Origin of the sequence: Streptomyces sp. NBC_00016 (assembly GCF_045040885.1) — a bacterium.
GTDB lineage: Bacteria > Actinomycetota > Actinomycetes > Streptomycetales > Streptomycetaceae > Streptomyces > Streptomyces coriariae.
Genome location: NZ_CP108304.1, coordinates 3,493,205 through 3,508,918 on the forward strand (window position 1 = coordinate 3,493,205; position 15,714 = coordinate 3,508,918).

16 protein-coding genes are annotated in these 15,714 nt (G+C 72.3%); 12 read left to right on the plus strand and 4 right to left on the minus strand.

What is annotated here, in order from left to right:
* Positions 1 to 35 precede the first annotated feature (35 nt).
* Complete coding sequence (gene ligD / locus OG933_RS15280) at positions 36 to 917, plus strand: non-homologous end-joining DNA ligase (RefSeq protein ID WP_405627483.1); 882 nt, start codon at positions 36 to 38, stop codon at positions 915 to 917.
* A gap of 156 nt (positions 918 to 1,073) precedes the next feature.
* On the opposite strand, the gene OG933_RS15285 is transcribed toward ligD, so the two are convergent.
* Complete coding sequence (locus OG933_RS15285) at positions 1,074 to 1,877, minus strand: nuclease-related domain-containing protein (protein ID WP_405627485.1); 804 nt, start codon at positions 1,875 to 1,877, stop codon at positions 1,074 to 1,076.
* A gap of 139 nt (positions 1,878 to 2,016) precedes the next feature.
* On the opposite strand from OG933_RS15285, the gene OG933_RS15290 reads away from it, so the two are divergent.
* From OG933_RS15290 to OG933_RS15320, 7 genes are all read left to right on the plus strand, one after another.
* Positions 2,017 to 2,526: a dual specificity protein phosphatase family protein gene (locus OG933_RS15290; RefSeq protein ID WP_082412653.1), complete on the plus strand. Its 510-nt coding sequence runs from the start codon at positions 2,017 to 2,019 to the stop codon at positions 2,524 to 2,526.
* 138 nt (positions 2,527 to 2,664) lie between these two features.
* Positions 2,665 to 3,486: a hypothetical protein gene (locus tag OG933_RS15295; RefSeq protein ID WP_405627487.1), complete on the plus strand. Its 822-nt coding sequence runs from the start codon at positions 2,665 to 2,667 to the stop codon at positions 3,484 to 3,486.
* Positions 3,483 to 4,787: an ATP-binding protein gene (locus OG933_RS15300; protein ID WP_405627489.1), complete on the plus strand. Its 1,305-nt coding sequence runs from the start codon at positions 3,483 to 3,485 to the stop codon at positions 4,785 to 4,787. Before OG933_RS15295 ends, OG933_RS15300 begins: the two co-directional genes overlap by 4 nt.
* 70 nt (positions 4,788 to 4,857) lie before the next feature.
* Complete coding sequence (locus OG933_RS15305) at positions 4,858 to 5,904, plus strand: SH3 domain-containing protein (RefSeq protein ID WP_405627491.1); 1,047 nt, start codon at positions 4,858 to 4,860, stop codon at positions 5,902 to 5,904.
* A gap of 62 nt (positions 5,905 to 5,966) precedes the next feature.
* Entirely contained in the window at positions 5,967 to 7,544 is a 1,578-nt protein-coding gene (locus OG933_RS15310; RefSeq protein ID WP_405627492.1) for an FtsW/RodA/SpoVE family cell cycle protein, read from the plus strand.
* A complete protein-coding gene (locus OG933_RS15315) occupies positions 7,541 to 8,998 on the plus strand; it encodes a penicillin-binding protein 2 (protein ID WP_362526114.1) in 1,458 nt (485 codons plus the stop codon). The genes OG933_RS15310 and OG933_RS15315 overlap by 4 nt, the downstream gene beginning before the upstream one ends.
* A 45-nt stretch (positions 8,999 to 9,043) precedes the next feature.
* Positions 9,044 to 9,574 carry a DUF3291 domain-containing protein gene (locus tag OG933_RS15320; RefSeq protein ID WP_405627494.1) on the plus strand — a complete coding sequence of 177 codons (531 nt, stop codon included), beginning with the start codon at positions 9,044 to 9,046 and terminating at the stop codon, positions 9,572 to 9,574.
* A gap of 142 nt (positions 9,575 to 9,716) precedes the next feature.
* On the opposite strand, the gene OG933_RS15325 is transcribed toward OG933_RS15320, so the two are convergent.
* Together OG933_RS15325 and OG933_RS15330 are read right to left on the minus strand one after the other, a co-directional pair.
* Positions 9,717 to 10,043, minus strand: a complete 327-nt coding sequence (locus OG933_RS15325) for a hypothetical protein (protein ID WP_362526112.1) — start codon at positions 10,041 to 10,043, stop codon at positions 9,717 to 9,719.
* Entirely contained in the window at positions 10,040 to 10,954 is a 915-nt protein-coding gene (locus OG933_RS15330; RefSeq protein WP_405627495.1) for an ADP-ribosylglycohydrolase family protein, read from the minus strand. The genes OG933_RS15325 and OG933_RS15330 overlap by 4 nt, the downstream gene beginning before the upstream one ends.
* A 118-nt stretch (positions 10,955 to 11,072) precedes the next feature.
* On the opposite strand from OG933_RS15330, the gene OG933_RS15335 reads away from it, so the two are divergent.
* The 4 genes from OG933_RS15335 to OG933_RS15350 all read left to right on the plus strand — a co-directional run bounded on the left by OG933_RS15335 (position 11,073) and on the right by OG933_RS15350 (position 14,481).
* Entirely contained in the window at positions 11,073 to 12,011 is a 939-nt protein-coding gene (locus OG933_RS15335) for a diiron oxygenase (protein WP_405627496.1), read from the plus strand.
* A gap of 46 nt (positions 12,012 to 12,057) precedes the next feature.
* Entirely contained in the window at positions 12,058 to 12,708 is a 651-nt protein-coding gene (locus tag OG933_RS15340; RefSeq protein WP_405627498.1) for a TetR/AcrR family transcriptional regulator, read from the plus strand.
* 14 nt (positions 12,709 to 12,722) lie between these two features.
* A complete protein-coding gene (locus OG933_RS15345) occupies positions 12,723 to 13,097 on the plus strand; it encodes a hypothetical protein (protein WP_405627499.1) in 375 nt (124 codons plus the stop codon).
* A 103-nt stretch (positions 13,098 to 13,200) separates the two neighbouring features.
* Positions 13,201 to 14,481 carry an NlpC/P60 family protein gene (locus tag OG933_RS15350; protein WP_405627501.1) on the plus strand — a complete coding sequence of 427 codons (1,281 nt, stop codon included), beginning with the start codon at positions 13,201 to 13,203 and terminating at the stop codon, positions 14,479 to 14,481.
* Here the strand turns inward: OG933_RS15350 and OG933_RS15355 are convergent.
* Entirely contained in the window at positions 14,454 to 15,707 is a 1,254-nt protein-coding gene (locus tag OG933_RS15355) for a styrene monooxygenase/indole monooxygenase family protein (protein ID WP_362526100.1), read from the minus strand. The two genes, OG933_RS15350 and OG933_RS15355, sit on opposite strands and share 28 nt — an antisense overlap.
* Positions 15,708 to 15,714: the final 7 nt, after the last annotated feature.

Consider the following 15,714-nt stretch of genomic DNA (forward strand, 5'->3'; position numbering starts at 1 on the left):
AACCTTATGTGACGGTTTCATGTGATTCTCATCGTATGACGCCGATCACGGAGGTGGAGGGGAGACGGCTCGCGCTCAGCAATCTGGAGAAGGTGCTGTATCCGGCGACCGGCTTCACCAAGGGTGAGGTGCTGCACTACTACGCGACCGTCGCCGACGCCCTGCTCCCCCATCTGCGCGACCGGCCGCTGTCCTTCCTGCGCTACCCGGACGGGCCCGACGGGCAGATCTTCTTCGCCAAGAACGTGCCGCCGGGGACGCCCGAATGGGTCACCACCGCCGAGGTGCCCCGGTCGGAGGGGCCCGCGCGGATGGTGGTCGTACAGGATCTGGCGAGTCTGGTCTGGGCGGCGAACCTCGTCACGGAGTTCCATACGCCCCAGTGGGTGATCCAGGATCCGGAGACCGCCGACCGGCTCGTCCTCGACCTCGATCCCGGCACTCCCGCGACCGTCGTCGAGTGCTGCGAGGTCGCGGTGTGGCTGCGGGAGCGGCTCGCGGCGGACGGGATCGAGGCGTTGCCGAAGACGTCCGGGTCGAAGGGGCTGCATCTGCTGGCGGCGGTGCGGGGTGCCTCCTCCGAACGGGTCACGGAGTACGCGAAGCGGCTGGCCGTGGAGGCGGAGCGGGCGATGCCGCGGCTGGTTCTGCACCGGATGACGCGGAGTCTGCGGCCGGGGAAGGTGTTCGTGGACTGGAGTCAGAACGCGGCGCGGAAGACGACCGCGACGCCGTACACCTTGCGGGCGCGGGCCGAGCCGACCGTGTCGGCGCCGGTCACCTGGGAGGAGGTCGAGGAGTGCCGGTCCGTCGGGACGCTCACGTTCGCGGCCTCCGACGTCGCTCCGCGGCTTCAGGACTTCGGGGATCTGCTGGCGCCGCTGCTCGACGCGGGGCGAGCGGGGGCGGTGCCGTGACCGGGCCCTCCGGCCCGTTCTCTTCCCGCCCGGCCGGCACGGGCTTCGTTCCCGCCCCCGCCGCCCCTACCCGTCCCGTCCCTGGGGGCTGCGCCCCCAGACCCCCGCTTCGGCCCTGAACGGGCCCTCGTACTCAAACGCCGGACGGGCTGAAGGTCACACCCTCGCCCACGTCCCCCGGTCGCGGGCCATCGCGTGCAGGGCTTCCACGTCCGCCGGCTTCAGTACGCCGCCGAGACGGGTCAGGTCGGCGAGCTCAGTGTCGGTCAGGACGCGGACCTCGCGCGGCGGGACGGTGACGGAGACGCCGGTCGGGCCGACCAGGGCCAGTACCGGGCGGACCTCGGCCGTCAGGGCGTAGGACGCGCGGTCGGCGTCGGCGCGTACCCGGCGCAGCAGGGGCTGCGGGTCCCGGCGGCCCAGGCCGACCAAGGGGTCGGAGATCCGGACCCGCTGCTTACGGGCGTACAGCGTGTGGACCGCGAACAGGCCGGCCGGGCCGATGGCCAGGTGGTGGACGCGGTCCCCGCCGGGGAGGGGCAGCGAGTGCAGCGTGTGCCAGCCGGCGCCGTCCAGGCGGTCCAGGGCCACGCCGACGGTCTGCTCGGCCGCCAGGGCGCGGCGGCGCGGATCGGCCCGGAGGCGGTGGACGGTACCCGGATCGCGGTCCAGGTCGATCAGGAGGGCCTCGCCGGGGCGGTTGGGGGCCAGGTCGTCGTCCGGGTGGAGGGAGAGCCGGGCCAGCTCCGCGGGTGTGGGGACCGGGGGCGGGCCGACCGTGACCGGGCCGGTGATGAAGGGGCCGAGCGCCTCCAGGACGTCCTCCCTGCGGCTCTCCCCGATCAGGTTGACCCTGGCCGCCTCACGGTCGTACCAGGCGATGTTCCTGCCGTCCGTGAGACATACGTAGAGCCGCTCCTGGCCATGCCGCCAGGTCGGTATGACGCGCAGTCCGTTCATGCACCATCACCCCACGACCATGGGAACAGGAGGGGCGCTCCGGGGCAAGAAGGCGGTTACCTTCGAGGGGAGTTGGGCAGGCACTGAGCAGCGGTTTGGAGAGGCGCCGTTACCGGGCAGCGCGTTTGGGGAGGCGCCGTTGCGAACCCGCAGGAAGCAACTCGACGTACCGCCTCCGGACCGTCCGTGGAGCGAGATCGTGCCCGGCCTGTGGATGGGCGGACACGAGTTCCGGGGACGCTCCGGCGAACTGGAACTCGCCGTGGTGCGAGGCGAGTTCGATCTCGTCCAGACGTTGACACGGGCCCGGCAGGGACATGGGCCCGATCCCGGGGTGCAGCATCACGTGTGGCCGATTCCGGACGGTCCGCTGGACGGGACCCAGCTTGCCGGGGTGATCCGCCTGGCGCGGGCCGCGGAGGACGCGATGGACGACGGCCGGACGGTCCTCGTCCGCTGCTACAGCGGCTACAACCGCTCCGGCCTGGTCATCGCCCACACGCTGGTACGCCGGGGGCACTCGGCCGAGGAGGCGATCCGGCTGATACGGTCGCGGCGCTCACCGTGGGCCCTGCACAACGAGTTGTTCGTGGAGTACCTGCGGGCGGGGCTGCCGACGGCCAGGCTTTTGGAGGAACTGGCCGAATAATCGTTTCGCCATGGTCAGGACCCCGGCGCCTCCAGTGCTTTGCCACCCCCGGCCCACCAGTACGCAAAACGGACTTCCATACGAATAAGGTGTACGGGCCTGACACCGTCGTATCTCCAGAGGAGTCACAGGAGTCCCGTGCCCCGCCGTAGTCCCTCCCGCCCCTTCCGCCTCTCCCGTCCCGCCCGGCGCGGGCTCGCCGCCGTCACCGTCGCCCTGCTGGCCTCGGTCGCCGTGGGCTGCGGTGACGCGGGTGAGCTTCAGGGCGCCGGGGCGACACCGACCGCGATCAGCCCGGACAAGCTCTGGCCGGATCTGACCCCCGCCTCCAGTCCCGCCTTCGACATCGGCGAGGTGGACACCGAGGTGGTGAAGGGCATCACGGTGCCCGGCGGCGACATCCGCAAGGTGGACCCGGTCGCGGTCGTCCGCGAGGAGATCACCACGCATCCGGGCGACTACGCCCAGGGAACCTACGCCGAGACGGCCCGCCGGATGGCCGACTGCGGCAGGAGCGGGGCGGCGGGAAGCCGGTGCCCCGTACTCAAGGCGTACTACCGGGACCTCACCGGCGACGGCCACGACGACCTGACACTGGGCTTCCGGCAGCTGCCCGGCAAGCTGACCGCCGTCCGCGTGTACACCGTACGCAAGGACAGACTCGTCCAGGTCATGGCCTACGAGGACGCCGTGAGCGGGGTCGAACTGGCCGGACGGTCCGTGATCATCCGGGCCCCCTCGGAGGTCGCGGGCTACGAGTACCGCCTCCAGTGGACATGGGACCAGCAGCAGCGGGCGATGCTGCTCACGCACGACGAGATGCTGCGCACCGGGGGCCGGAAGTACTCGCCCCACCCCTCCGCGTCCCCGACCTCGACCGCTTCCGCCTCCCCGGCCCCGGCCCCGGCCCCGACCCCGGCCGCCTCCTCTTCCGTCTCTTCTTCGGCGAGCGGCCGATGAGGCTCGCGTTTCCCTCGTGGGCCGGCACGCTCGCCGTGAAGGCCGCCGTCTTCATCACCGTGATGTGCTGTGCGCTGGCCGCCCTGCTCGGCGTACTCGTGCATGTCTCGGTGACGAACCAGACCGTCGGACAGGCCCGTGACCTCGCGCTCTCCCGGCTGAAGGACGCGACGGCGGCGTTCGAGGCCGGGGACACCCTCGAGTGGGGCGCGAGCCTCGATCCGCCGGGCCTGCCCGGGTCATTGCGGGCACTGGCGCTGGCCGGCGAGCGCGGCACGATGGTCGCCGACCATCAGGGGCGCGCGACGATGTGGGCGGCCGGTCCCGTCGACGGTGCGCGGGCCCTCGCGGTCCCGGTCGACTACTCGCAGAGCGCTCGCACCATCGAGGCCCTCGACACCGCGATCCTGTGGTCGTCGATCCTGGCCATCGGCGCGACGCTGCTGGTCGGCGCCGTAGCGGTCACCCGGGTGACCCGGCGGCTGCACACCACCGCGCAGGTGGCCAGGCGGATCACCGCCGGCGACCTGGACGCGCGCGTGGACGACCCCCGCACGAGGGAACCGGGCCGGCCGCAGGACGAGGTGGGGGCCGTCGCCGTCGCGCTGGACTCCATGGCGTCCTCGCTCCAGGGCAAGCTGCTGAGCGAGCAGCGGTTCACCGCCGACGTGGCGCACGAGCTGCGCACGCCGCTGACCGGGCTGCACGCGGCGGCGGAGCTGCTGCCGCCGGGGCGGCCGACGGAGCTGGTCCGCGACCGGGTGGCGGCGCTGCGCACGCTGACGGAGGACCTGCTGGAGATCTCCCGCCTGGACACCGGGCGGGAGCGGCTGGAGCTGGACGCCGAGGAGCTGGGCGCGCTGGCGGTCCGCGTGGTGCGGACGGCGGAGGCTTCGGGCACCTCCGGGACCTCGGCGACCGGCACCGAGGTGACGGTCGTCCGGGACGCGCGCGTGGAGACCGACCGGCGGCGCCTCGAGCGGGTGCTGGGGAACCTGCTCGCCAACGCGCACCGGCACGGGCGGTCGCCCGTCGTGCTGTCGGTGGACGGGCCCGTGGTCACCGTGCGGGACCACGGGGACGGCTATCCGGAGTACCTCCTCACCCACGGGCCGCAGCGGTTCCGTACCGAGGGCGGGGCGAAGGGGCACGGGCTCGGGCTGACGATCGCGGTCGGACAGGCGGAGGTGCTGGGCGCTCGGCTGACGTTCACCAACGCACCGGACGGCGGTGCGGTGGCGACACTGACGCTCCCTCAGACGCCTCCCGCCAGGAGCGTCCTCCCCGATGGCGCAGCGTGACGGGCGACACGCGCGAACCGATCCTAATGTGGCGATTAGTCAGCTTCACCCTCTTCATGGAGGTATCGCCATGCCCCTGCGTACCGCTCTCACCCGCCTCGCCATACTCGCCGCGGCCGGCACCCTCGCCGCCACCGCGGCCGTCGCCCCGGCCATCGCCGACGACTGGGACGGCGACAGCCTCACCACCCAGGACGACGGCTCGTCCGACTGGCTGAACCAGGGCGGCGAAGACGGCCAAGGGAACCAGAACCAGGGCGGCGGGGACGGCCAGGGCAACCAGAACCAGGGCGGGGGCCAAGGCAACCAGAACCAGGGCGGAGGCCAAGGCAACCAGAACCAAGGCGGAGGCCAGGGCAACCAGAACGGCCAGGGCAACCAGAACCAAGGTGCCGGCCAAGGCAACCAGAACCAAGGCGGAGGCCAGGGCAACCAGAACCAGGGCGGGGGCCAAGGCAACCAGAGCCAAGGCGGAGGCCAGGGCAACCAGAACCAAGGTGCCGGCCAAGGCAACCAGAACCAAGGCGGAGGCCAGGGCAACCAGAACCAGGGCGGGGGCCAAGGCAACCAGAACCAAGGCGGAGGCCAGGGCAACCAGAACCAGGGCGGGGGCCAAGGCAACCAGAACCAAGGCGGAGGCCAGGGCAACCAGAACCAAGGTGCCGGCCAAGGCAACCAGAACCAAGGCGGAGGCCAGGGCAACCAGAACCAAGGCGGGGGCCAAGGCAACCAGAACGGCCAGGGCAACCAGAACGGAAGCTGGCAGTCCGGCGGGGGTGACTGGCAGTCCGGTGGGGGCGATTGGCAGTCCGGCGGGAGTGACACCAACTGGCAGTCCGACGGGGGTGACTGGCAGTCCGGCGACGGCAACCAGAACGACTCCCGGCTCTACCGCGGGCGCGTCACCGCGAGCGAACTGCTCCTGCGCAGCGCGCCCACCCGAGCCAGCCAGGTGATCCGTGTGGCCCATCGCGGCGAGATCGTCTCGATCTTCTGCAAGACCCCGGGCCAGAACGTCCAGGGCGACTCCCTCTGGTACCTGCTCACGGACGGCACCTGGGCCTGGGGCTCGGCGCGTTACATCGACACCATCGGGACGGCACCTCGCTGGTGCTGATCCGGCACTGACACGAAAGCATCCAAGGCCCACAAGGGGTCATATTTGGGTAGGTTCCGGACATGACGAAAGCCGGAGTCGGACCAGGGACGGGAGCGGGAGCCGGGACGGGAGCCGGGACGGGAGCCGGGACGGAATCAGGGACAGGAGCAGGAGCCGGTGCGGGCACCACCAGCGCCGGAACCACCGTGGCGGCGGCCGACGCGCCCGCCCCCGCGGCGCTCCTCCCCCGGCGCCGAGGCGTCGAACTCTCCCTCATCGTCCTGGCCGTGCTGCTCTCCGTGTACGGCTACTGCGCTGTCGGCCTCGCGAAGGACGGCACCGTCCCGCCCGGCGCCGCCGGTTACGGCGCCGGGCTCGGCGTGCTCGCGCTGCTGGCGCACCTCGCGGTGCGGCTGCGCGCCCCCTGCGCCGACCCGCTGCTCCTCCCCATCGCGGTACTGCTCAACGGGATGGGCCTGGTGCTGATCTACCGGCTCGACCTGGAGACGCCGGGCGACCGGGCGGCACCCACCCAACTGGTGTGGTCCACGCTCGGGGTGGCCCTGTTCATCATGGTCGTCGCCGCGCTGCGCGACCACCGTCTGCTCCAGCGGTACGCGTACGTCTGTGTGGTCGCCGCGCTCGCCCTCCTCGCGCTGCCGATCCTCTTCCCGGCCGTGAACGGCGCCCGTATCTGGATCCGGATCGCCGGGTTCTCCATCCAGCCGGGCGAGTTCGCGAAGGTGCTGCTGGCGGTGTTCTTCGCCTCGTACCTGGCGGCCAACCGCACGGCGCTGGCGTACGCGGGCCGCAAGATCTGGCGTTTCGAACGGCTCCAGCTGCCCACCGGGCGCGTCCTCGGCCCGATCGTCACGATCTGGCTGCTGAGCGTCGGCGTGCTGGTGCTGGAGCGGGACCTCGGCACGTCGCTGCTCTTCTTCGGGCTGTTCGTCGTCATGCTCTACGTCGCCACCGGCCGCACCGGCTGGATCGCCGTCGGGCTGCTGCTCGCCTCGCTCGGGGCGGTCGCCGTCGGCCGCCTGGAGCCGCATGTGCACAGCAGGGTCGAGGACTGGCTGCACCCGTTCGCGACGATCGAGGCCGGTGAGGGCCCCAACCAGCTCGCGCAGTCGCTGTTCTCCTTCGCGGCCGGCGGGATGTCCGGCACCGGGCTCGGCCTCGGCCACTCCGTCCTCATCGGCTTCGCCGCGAAGTCGGACTTCATCCTGGCGACGGCGGGCGAGGAACTGGGCCTGGTGGGCCTTTCGGCCCTCTTCCTCCTCTACGGCCTGCTGGTGGAGCGCGGCTACCGGGCGGGCCTCTCCCTGCGCGACCCCTTCGGCCGGCTGCTGGCGACCGGCCTCGCCTCGATCGTGGCGCTCCAGGTGTTCGTGATCGCGGGTGGGGTGACCGGGCTGATCCCGCTGACCGGCATGGCGATGCCGTTCCTGGCGCAGGGCGGCTCCTCGGTCGTCACCAACTGGGCGATCGTGGCGCTGCTGATCCGGGTGAGCGACTCCGCGCGGCGGCCGCGCCACGCCGCCCACGACGCGCCGCGCCGGACCCCGCACGGCACACCGCACCCCACACCCCACGACCCACCCCACGCCCAACTCCACGCCACACTCCACGACGAGGACCCACGGAGGCCCGGTTGACCCGGCACATCCGGCACGCCGCCGCCTTCTGCGCCCTGCTGCTGGTGGCGCTCCTGGTCAACGCCCTGCGCGTCCAGGTCGTCCAGTCCGGCAGGTACGACGACAACCCGGCCAACCGGCGCGACTCCATCGCCCGTTACGCCCAGCCGCGCGGCGACATCCTGGTCGACGGCGCCCCCGTGACCGGCTCCCGGGACACCGGTGAGCAGCTGCGCTACGAGCGCACGTACCGCGACGGGCCGCTGTACGCGCCGGTGACCGGCTTCGCCTCGCAGGTGTACGGGACGACGCTCCTGGAGCACACCGGGGACGACGTGCTCTCGGGTACCGATCCGATGCTCTCGCCGTTCCCGCTGTGGAACGACGTCACGCACGGCCGGCCGCCCGGCGGCAACGTGGTGACGACCCTGAACCGCCGGGCCCAGCAGGCCGCGTACGAGGGGCTGGGCGGGCGCAAGGGCGCGGTGGCGGCGGTCGAGCCGTCGACGGGGCGGGTGCTGGCGCTGGTGTCCAGTCCCTCGTACGACCCCGCCGTGCTGTCCGGGAACGACGCCGCGGCCGAACGGGCCTGGGTGCGGCTGAACGGCGATCCGGACAAGCCGATGCTGAACCGGGCGGCGCGCCAGACGTATCCGCCGGGATCGACGTTCAAGGTGGTCACCGCGGCGGCGGCACTGGACGCGGGGGTGATCACCGACCTCGACGCGGCCACCGACTCCCCCGCCCCCTACCGGCTGCCCGGGACGACGACGGGCCTGACGAACGAGGGCCCCGGCTGCGAGGACGCGCCGCTGCGGGACGCCTTCGAGTGGTCGTGCAACACGGTGTTCGCGAAGCTCGGCGTGGACACGGGACTGGCCCGGATGACCCGGACGGCGCAGGCGTTCGGTTTCAACGACGCGGACGTGCGGATCCCGTTCGCCGTCGCGCCGAGCACCTTCGACACCTCGCTCGACCAGGCGCAGCTGGCGCTGTCCTCGATCGGCCAGTTCAACACCCGGGCGACCCCGCTGCAGATGGCGATGGTGTCGGCGGCCGTGGCCGACGGGGGGCAGGTGCGCACGCCGTACCTGGTGGAGCGGACGACACGGCGCGGCGGGGCCACGGTGGCCACGGCCGGTTCCCGCCCGTCCCGCCAGGCGATGCACCCCTCGACGGCGCGGTTGATGCGGGAGCTGATGGTGGACGTGGTGCGGGAGGGCACCGGCACGAACGCCGCGATCCCCGGCGCGGTCGTCGGCGGCAAGACCGGCACCGCCCAGCACGGTCTCGGCAACGCCGGGATCCCGTACGCCTGGTTCGTCTCCTGGGCGCGGGGTGAGCGGGACATGGAGCCGAGCGTGGCGGTCGCGGTGGTGGTCGAGGACGGGTCGGCCCGCCGCGGGGACATCACCGGGGGCGGGATGGCGGCGCCGATCGCCCGGGCGGTGATGGAGGCGGTGCTCAAGTCGTGAGACGGGGGGTACCGGGACCGCACAGGGGCGTCCTACGGTTCGCTCATGACTGCCACGAGAGCTGAGAACGTCACCGATACCGCCGCTTTCGAACTCGCCCAGGTCAACATCTCCCGCCTCAAGTTTCCCTTGGACTCACCGGAGTTGAAGGACTTCGTGGACGCTCTCGATCCGGTCAACGCCACCGCGGAGGCGGCGGACGGCTATGTCTGGCGGCTCCAGTCCGACGGGGGCAACGCGACCGACATCCAGGTCTTCGGGGACTCCTGGCTGATCATCAACATGACGGTGTGGCGGGACATCGACGCCCTGACCACGTTCATGTACCAGGGGCAGCACCGCGAGCTGCTCTCGCGCCGCCGGGAGTGGTTCGAGCGGGTGGCGGAGGCGATGACGGCCCTGTGGTGGGTCCCGGCGGGCCACCGCCCGACGGTCGCGGAGGCCGAGTCCCGCCTCCTCCATCTGCGCGCGAACGGCCCGACCCCGTACGCCTTCGGCCTGCGCACGGCCTTCCCCGCACAGGGCGCGGAGCCGACGACATTCTCGGTACCGGAGGACCTGGGCTGCTCGGTCTAGCCGGTCGGCCGGACCCGTCGGCCGGACCCGTCGGGCGGAGCAGCTGGGCGCCGGCCCGGCTGTTCCCCCGCCGGCCGGTCGGCCCGGCCGCTCCCCCGCCGCCGTTCGGCCGGCCGAGGGGCCAGGGGCCAGGGGCCAGGGGCTAGGGAAGCTCGATCCGGAACGGGCCGCCGGGCCGGGGCCTGTTGTGGCCGCAGTCGATCTCGTTGCCGTCGACGTCCCCGACGTAGGCGGGCAGCACCTCGGCGTACACGGTCACCGTCCCCGGACTGTGGTCCACTTCGAACGCCTCGGACGTCCCGGCCGCCTCGGACACCCCGTCGCCCGGCCACCCGAGCGTCCAGATCACGAAGGTCTCGCCGGGTCGCATCCAGTGATCGCTGCCGTACGGCTCGAGGATGAGTTCGAGCAGCTCACTGCCGGAGTTGCGCACCCGGAGCGCGGCAATGGGCTGCACCTCGGCGGTCATCGGTGCCCCGCCTTCCCGGGCAGGGGTTCCCGGCGCTCCAGCCACGCTGCGGGGACGGCGTCGACGCCGGTACGGGCGGCCACGATGCCGCCGGTGATGGCGCAGGTGGTGTCGACGTCGCCGAAGCCCTCGGCGGTGGCCCACAGCGCGGCGACGAGGTCGTCGGGATGGCGGGCGGCGCACCAGACGGCGAAGGGCACGGTGTCGTCGGCGCGGATGCGCTGGCCGTTGCCGAGGAGGTCGGAGGCCTTCCACGGCTCGGTGGTGAAGGGGAGTTCGGCGGCGCGGGCGAGGCCGTCGCGGGTGGCGCTGTCCGGGGTCAGCTCGGCCACCGCGGCGATGCTCAGCCGCCGACGCGTGGAGAGCGCCGCCGCCACCGCCACGGCGACCGCGCCCGCGATGCCCTCCGGGTGGGCGTGGGTGACCTCGGCGGAGCGGGTGGCCTGCTCGACGACCCGGCGAAGACTGGAGCGGAACCAGGCACCCAGCGGCGCCACCCGCATCGCGGACCCGTTGCCGAGGCTGCCCTCGCCGCCGAAGAGCTCGCGGCTGAACTCGGGCCACCGGTCGGGTTCCTGGAGCAGTCGGGGCAGCAGCTGGTGCATGCCGTGGCCGTAGCCGCGGGCCGGATCGGCGTCGAAGCCGAGCGCGAAGGCGAGGGCGAGGTCCCGCTGCCGCACCTCCCCGTACTGGTCGAGCACCCGGACGAGGCCGAGGGCCATCGCCGTGTCGTCGGTCCAGTGCCAGTCCGGTTCCTCGGGCATCCGGCGGGCGCGGACCTCCTCGTACGCCTGCCGGGGATCCCGGAAGAGCGGGAACCAGCGCTCCCCGAACGCGTCCCCGAGGGCCAGGCCCTCCAGACTGCGGCGGGCGGCGGCGCGGTCGGCGTCGTTTCCGTGCGCGGAGCTCAAGTCGGTTCCCCCTACGGCTCGTGGGGGCCGATTCTCGCAGACACCCGTTCGGGACCCGGATCAATAAATGGTGCGTGAGGGATTGACGGCCTTGCTGACAAGCAGTCTCATAAGAGCCATGACGACCCTCACCGATGCCGACGCGCTGGAAGGGCTGCGGGACGCGCTGGGCCTGCTCAAGGACCGGGAGCAGGTGGCCGAGCGGCTGCTCGCGTCCTCCGCCAAGCACTCGTTCGACCCAGACAAGGAGCTGGACTGGGACGCCCCCTTCGAGGAGGGCAAGTGGTTCTGGCCGCCGGAGCTGGTGTCGCTGTACGACACGCCGATGTGGCGGCGGATGAGCGAGGAACAGCGGATCCTGCTGTCCCGGCACGAGGCCGCCGCGCTCGCCTCGCTCGGGATCTGGTTCGAGCTGATCCTCATGCAGCTGCTCGTCCGGCACATCTACGACAAGGCGGCGACGAGCGCGCATGTGCGGTACGCGCTGACCGAGATAGAGGACGAGTGCCGTCACTCGAAGATGTTCGCCCGGCTGATCACCCAGGGCGGGACGCCCTACTACCCGGTGAGCCGCGCCCACCAGAACCTGGGCCGGTTGTTCAAGACGATCTCCACGACCCCCGGCTCCTTCACCGCGACCCTGCTCGGCGAGGAGGTCCTCGACTGGATGCAGCGGCTGACCTTCCCCGACGAGCGGGTCCAGCCGCTGGTCCGGGGCGTCACCCGGATCCACGTCGTGGAGGAGGCCCGGCACGTGCGCTACGCCCGTGAGGAGCTGCGCCGCCAGATGATGACGGCGCCGAAGTGGTCCCAGGAGTTCACCAGGGTCACGTCGGGCGAGTTCGCGCGGGTGTTCTCCGTGGCGTTCGTGAATCCGGACGTCTACACGAACGTGGGCCTGGACCAGCGGGAGGCCGTGGCGCAGGTGCGGGCGAGCGGGCACCGGCGGGAGGTCATGCAGACGGGATCCAAGAAGCTGACGGACTTCCTGGACGACATCGGGGTGCTGCGGGGCGTCGGGCGGCGGCTGTGGAGGTCGTCCGGACTGCTGGCGTGACCCGGCGGCGGGCACGGGGCGGGGGTGGGCGATTACGCTGCACGTCATGACCCCCGCCGCCCCCGCCTACCGTCGCCTCAGCGTCGAGGAGCGCCGCAGCCAGCTGCTCGAGGCCGCGCTCTCGCTCTTCGCGCACCGCGTCCCCGAGGACGTCTCGCTGGACGACGTGGCGGAGGCCGCCGGGGTGTCCCGGCCGCTCGTCTACCGGTACTTCCCCGGCGGCAAGCAGCAGCTCTACGAGGCCGCCCTGCGCTCCGCAGCCGAGGAGCTGCACCACTGCTTCGACGAGCCCCACGACGGCCCGCTGCTCCCCCGCCTCGCCCGCGCCCTCGACCGCTACCTGACGTTCGTCGGCCGTCACGACGCCGGCTTCAGCGCCCTGCTCCAGGGCGGCAGCGTCGTCGAGACGTCCCGGACGACCGCCATCGTCGACGGCGTACGGCGGGCCGCCGCCGAGCACATCTACAGCCACCTGGGGGTCCCGGATCCCGGGCCGCGGCTCCGGATGACCGTACGGATGTGGATCACCGCGGTCGAGGCGGCCTCCCTCATCTGGCTCGACGAGGACAAGCAGCCGCCCGCCGACGAGCTGCGGGACTGGCTGGTGGACCAGTTCGTGGCCCTCCTCACGGTGACCGGGGCGCGGGACGCGCAGACCGCCGAACTGGTCCGGGGTGCGCTCGCGGCGGAGACCTGATCGACACTGGTGCGGTGAAGAGCCAAGACACCCCCTTCGAGGGCGGCCCCATGGACGGCCGGGTGCTGCCCGTGCTGCTGGGCCCCACCGGGCACCCGCCGAAGACGTACCGCATCCCCGTCCCCGACGCGGCCGGCGGGCCGCCCACCGTCCTGGTCTACCGGCGCGTGCCGCGCGGCCACAGCAGGAAGCTCGGACTGCCCCAGGGCTGGAAGTACGAGTTCGCCGCCGAGGGCGACAAGGGCGCGGGCAGGTGGAGCGGCGGCCCGAGCGGACTGAAGTGGCCGTGGTCGAAACCCGGCACCACGTCCGGCACCGAGTCCGACACCACGTCCGGCACCGCGCCCGACGCCACGCCGGGCGGACGGCGGGACGACGCCGACGAGTGACCCCGTTGCGCCGAACCGCGCACCTCCAGCGCGCGGGCCGCGCACGCGCGCCTGATGCTCGCCCTACGGGATGGAGGGGCCACCCCGCAGCGGAGGTGATGGCGTGTCAGGAAGACTGCTGCGTCTGGCCTGTACGGTCGCGACGGCTGCGCTCGCCGTACAGGCCGTCCTGGGCCCCGGGCTCGCCGTGGCGGCACCGGAGCCCCCGGAGCCCGGCGCACGGACGGTGACGACACCGGAGAAGCCGGAGACACCGGAGAAGCCGGAGAAGCCGGACCCGGAGGAACCGTCGGCGGCCGCGACGGACAGTCCGGACGGCCCGGACGACGAAGAGCGGACCGTTGCCGAACTCCTGACGGAGCTTCAGCGGCTGTACCAGGAGGCCGAACGGGCCACCGAGGCCTTCAACGCCACCGAGGAACAGCTGAAGCGGCGGCGGGCCGAGACCGGGCGGCTGGACGCCGCCCTGGTGAAGGCCCGGCTCTCCCTGCACCGGAGCCGGGGCGCGGCCGGACGGCTGGCCCGCCAGCAGTACCAGGGCAGCACCGACATCTCCCCGTACGTACGGCTGCTGCTCGCCCGCGATCCGCAGCACGCCCTCGACCAGGGGCATCTGATCGGCCAGTTGGCGCGCGAACGGGCCGGGACGGTCGGACGGCTGGCGAGCGGCGAACGCCTGGCCGACGGGCTGGCCCGCAAGGCCCGCGCCGCACTCGACGAACAGCTCACCCTCACCGAACGCCGGAAGAAGGAGCGTGACGACGTGACCCGGCGCCTGGCCGACGTCGAGGAACTCCTCGCCTCCCTCACCGCCGAGCAGCTCGCCGCCCTCGCCGAACTGGAACGGAACGGCGTGGCGCGGGCGCAGGAGAAGCTCATGGCGTCCGGCGCGCTCGACGAGGACCACAAGCCGTCGAAGGAGGGCGAGAAGGCCGTGCGGTACGCCGTACGGCAGATCGGGAAGCCGTACGAGTGGGGCGCGGAAGGCCCGAGGTCGTACGACTGCTCGGGCCTGACGTCCGAGGCCTGGGGGCACGCCGGGACAGCGATCCCGCGGACCAGCGAGGAGCAGTGGGCGCGCCTGCCGAGGATCCCGCTGACCCGGCTGCGCCCCGGCGACCTGGTGATCTACTTCCCCGAGGCCACTCATGTCGCGATGTATCTGGGCGCGGGCAAGGTGGTCCAGGCGCCGCGAACCGGCGAACAGGTCAAGATCACCGAGATCGCGGCCCAACCGGTCCTCGGAGCCGTACGCCCGGACGCGCCGCCCGCTCCCGCTCCCGCTCGGGCTCCCGTCAAGAGCCCCGCTCAGGCCTCTGCTCAGGCCTCTGCTCAGGCCTCTGCTCAGGCCTCTGCTCAGGCTCCCGTGACCGAGGCCAGATAGGCGCCCGTCTTCTCGGGCTCGTAGAAGAAGTTCTCGAAGTCGGCCGGGTCGTTGAAGGCGTTGGCGAAACGATCAGCCACGGGGGGCAGCTGCCCGGCCGCGCCCAGCAGGTTGATGATGTGCTCCGGCGGCGGGGCCAGCATCGCGTTGGTCCACTTGGTGACGTGCTGGGCGGTGTCCCAGTACCGGTCGAAGGTGGCGCGCATCCACTCCTCGTCGAACTCCTTCTCGCCGCGCTCGAGGATCGAGGAGAGGTACGCGGCCGCGCACTTGGACGCCGAGTTGGAGCCCTGCCCGGTGATCGGGTCGTTGGCGACGACGACGTCGGCGACGCCGAGCACCAGACCGCCACCGGGGAGGCGGCCGACGGGGTTGCGGACGGTGGGCGCGTAGCGGCCGGCCAGGGTGCCGCCGGCGTCGGTCAGTTCGACCTTGGTGGCCCGCGCGTACTCCCAGGGCGTGAACTTCTCCATGAGCTCCAGGGTCAGGGAGAGGTGCTCGGCCGGGTCCTTGACGCCCTTGAAGGCGTCCAGCGGGCCGCCGGGTATGCCCTCCCAGAACAGGATGTCCGCGCGGCCGGAGGTGGTGAGCGTCGGCATGACGAACAGTTCGCCGACGCCGGGGACGAGGTTGCAGCGGACCGCGTCCAGGTCCGGGTGCTCCGGGCGCGGGCCCAGTCCGTGCACGTAGGCGACGGCGAGGGCGCGCTGCGGCTCGCTGTAGGGGGAGCGCTCCGGGTCGCGGCCGAACATCTGGACGAGCTCGCCCTTGCCGGCCGAGACCATGACCAGGTCGTAGGCGCGGGAGAAGTAGTCGAGGTCGGAGACCGCCGCGCCGTGGATCACCAGCTGCCCGCCGCGCTGGGCGAACGTCTCCATCCAGCCGGCCATCTTCACCCGCTGGTCGACGGACTGCGCGTACCCGTCGAGCCTGCCCAGCCAGTCGATCGCGCGCTGCGTGGGGCCCGGGTCGTGCGAACCGGGGGCCGCCACCGAGACGCCGAGCCCGCCGATCTTCGGGGCCTGCTGCTCCCAGAAGTTCAGCTGGAGGTCGCGCTCGTGCTGGAGGGCGGTGTGGAACATGCACTGCGTCGACATGACCCGGCCGGAGCGGATCTCGTCCGCCGTCCGGTTCGACATCAGGGTGACCTCGTACCCGTGCGACTGGAGGCCGAGGGCGAGCTGGAGACCGGACTGGCCGGCTCCGACGACGAGTATCTTCCGCATGCGGGGG

Bases quoted from the DNA above. Each gene is read 5' to 3' on its own strand.
- OG933_RS15305 (WP_405627491.1), top strand. From the start codon at position 4,858: ATGCCCCTGCGTACCGCTCTCACCCGCCTCGCCATACTCGCCGCGGCC.
- OG933_RS15325 (WP_362526112.1), bottom strand. From the start codon at position 10,043: ATGACCGCCGAGGTGCAGCCCATTGCCGCGCTCCGGGTGCGCAACTCC.
- OG933_RS15340 (WP_405627498.1), top strand. From the start codon at position 12,058: ATGACCCCCGCCGCCCCCGCCTACCGTCGCCTCAGCGTCGAGGAGCGC.
- OG933_RS15310 (WP_405627492.1), top strand. From the start codon at position 5,967: ATGACGAAAGCCGGAGTCGGACCAGGGACGGGAGCGGGAGCCGGGACG.
- OG933_RS15320 (WP_405627494.1), top strand. From the start codon at position 9,044: ATGACTGCCACGAGAGCTGAGAACGTCACCGATACCGCCGCTTTCGAA.
- OG933_RS15355 (WP_362526100.1), bottom strand. From the start codon at position 15,707: ATGCGGAAGATACTCGTCGTCGGAGCCGGCCAGTCCGGTCTCCAGCTC.
- OG933_RS15300 (WP_405627489.1), top strand. From the start codon at position 3,483: ATGAGGCTCGCGTTTCCCTCGTGGGCCGGCACGCTCGCCGTGAAGGCC.
- ligD (WP_405627483.1), top strand. From the start codon at position 36: ATGACGCCGATCACGGAGGTGGAGGGGAGACGGCTCGCGCTCAGCAAT.
- OG933_RS15335 (WP_405627496.1), top strand. From the start codon at position 11,073: ATGACGACCCTCACCGATGCCGACGCGCTGGAAGGGCTGCGGGACGCG.
- OG933_RS15285 (WP_405627485.1), bottom strand. From the start codon at position 1,877: ATGAACGGACTGCGCGTCATACCGACCTGGCGGCATGGCCAGGAGCGG.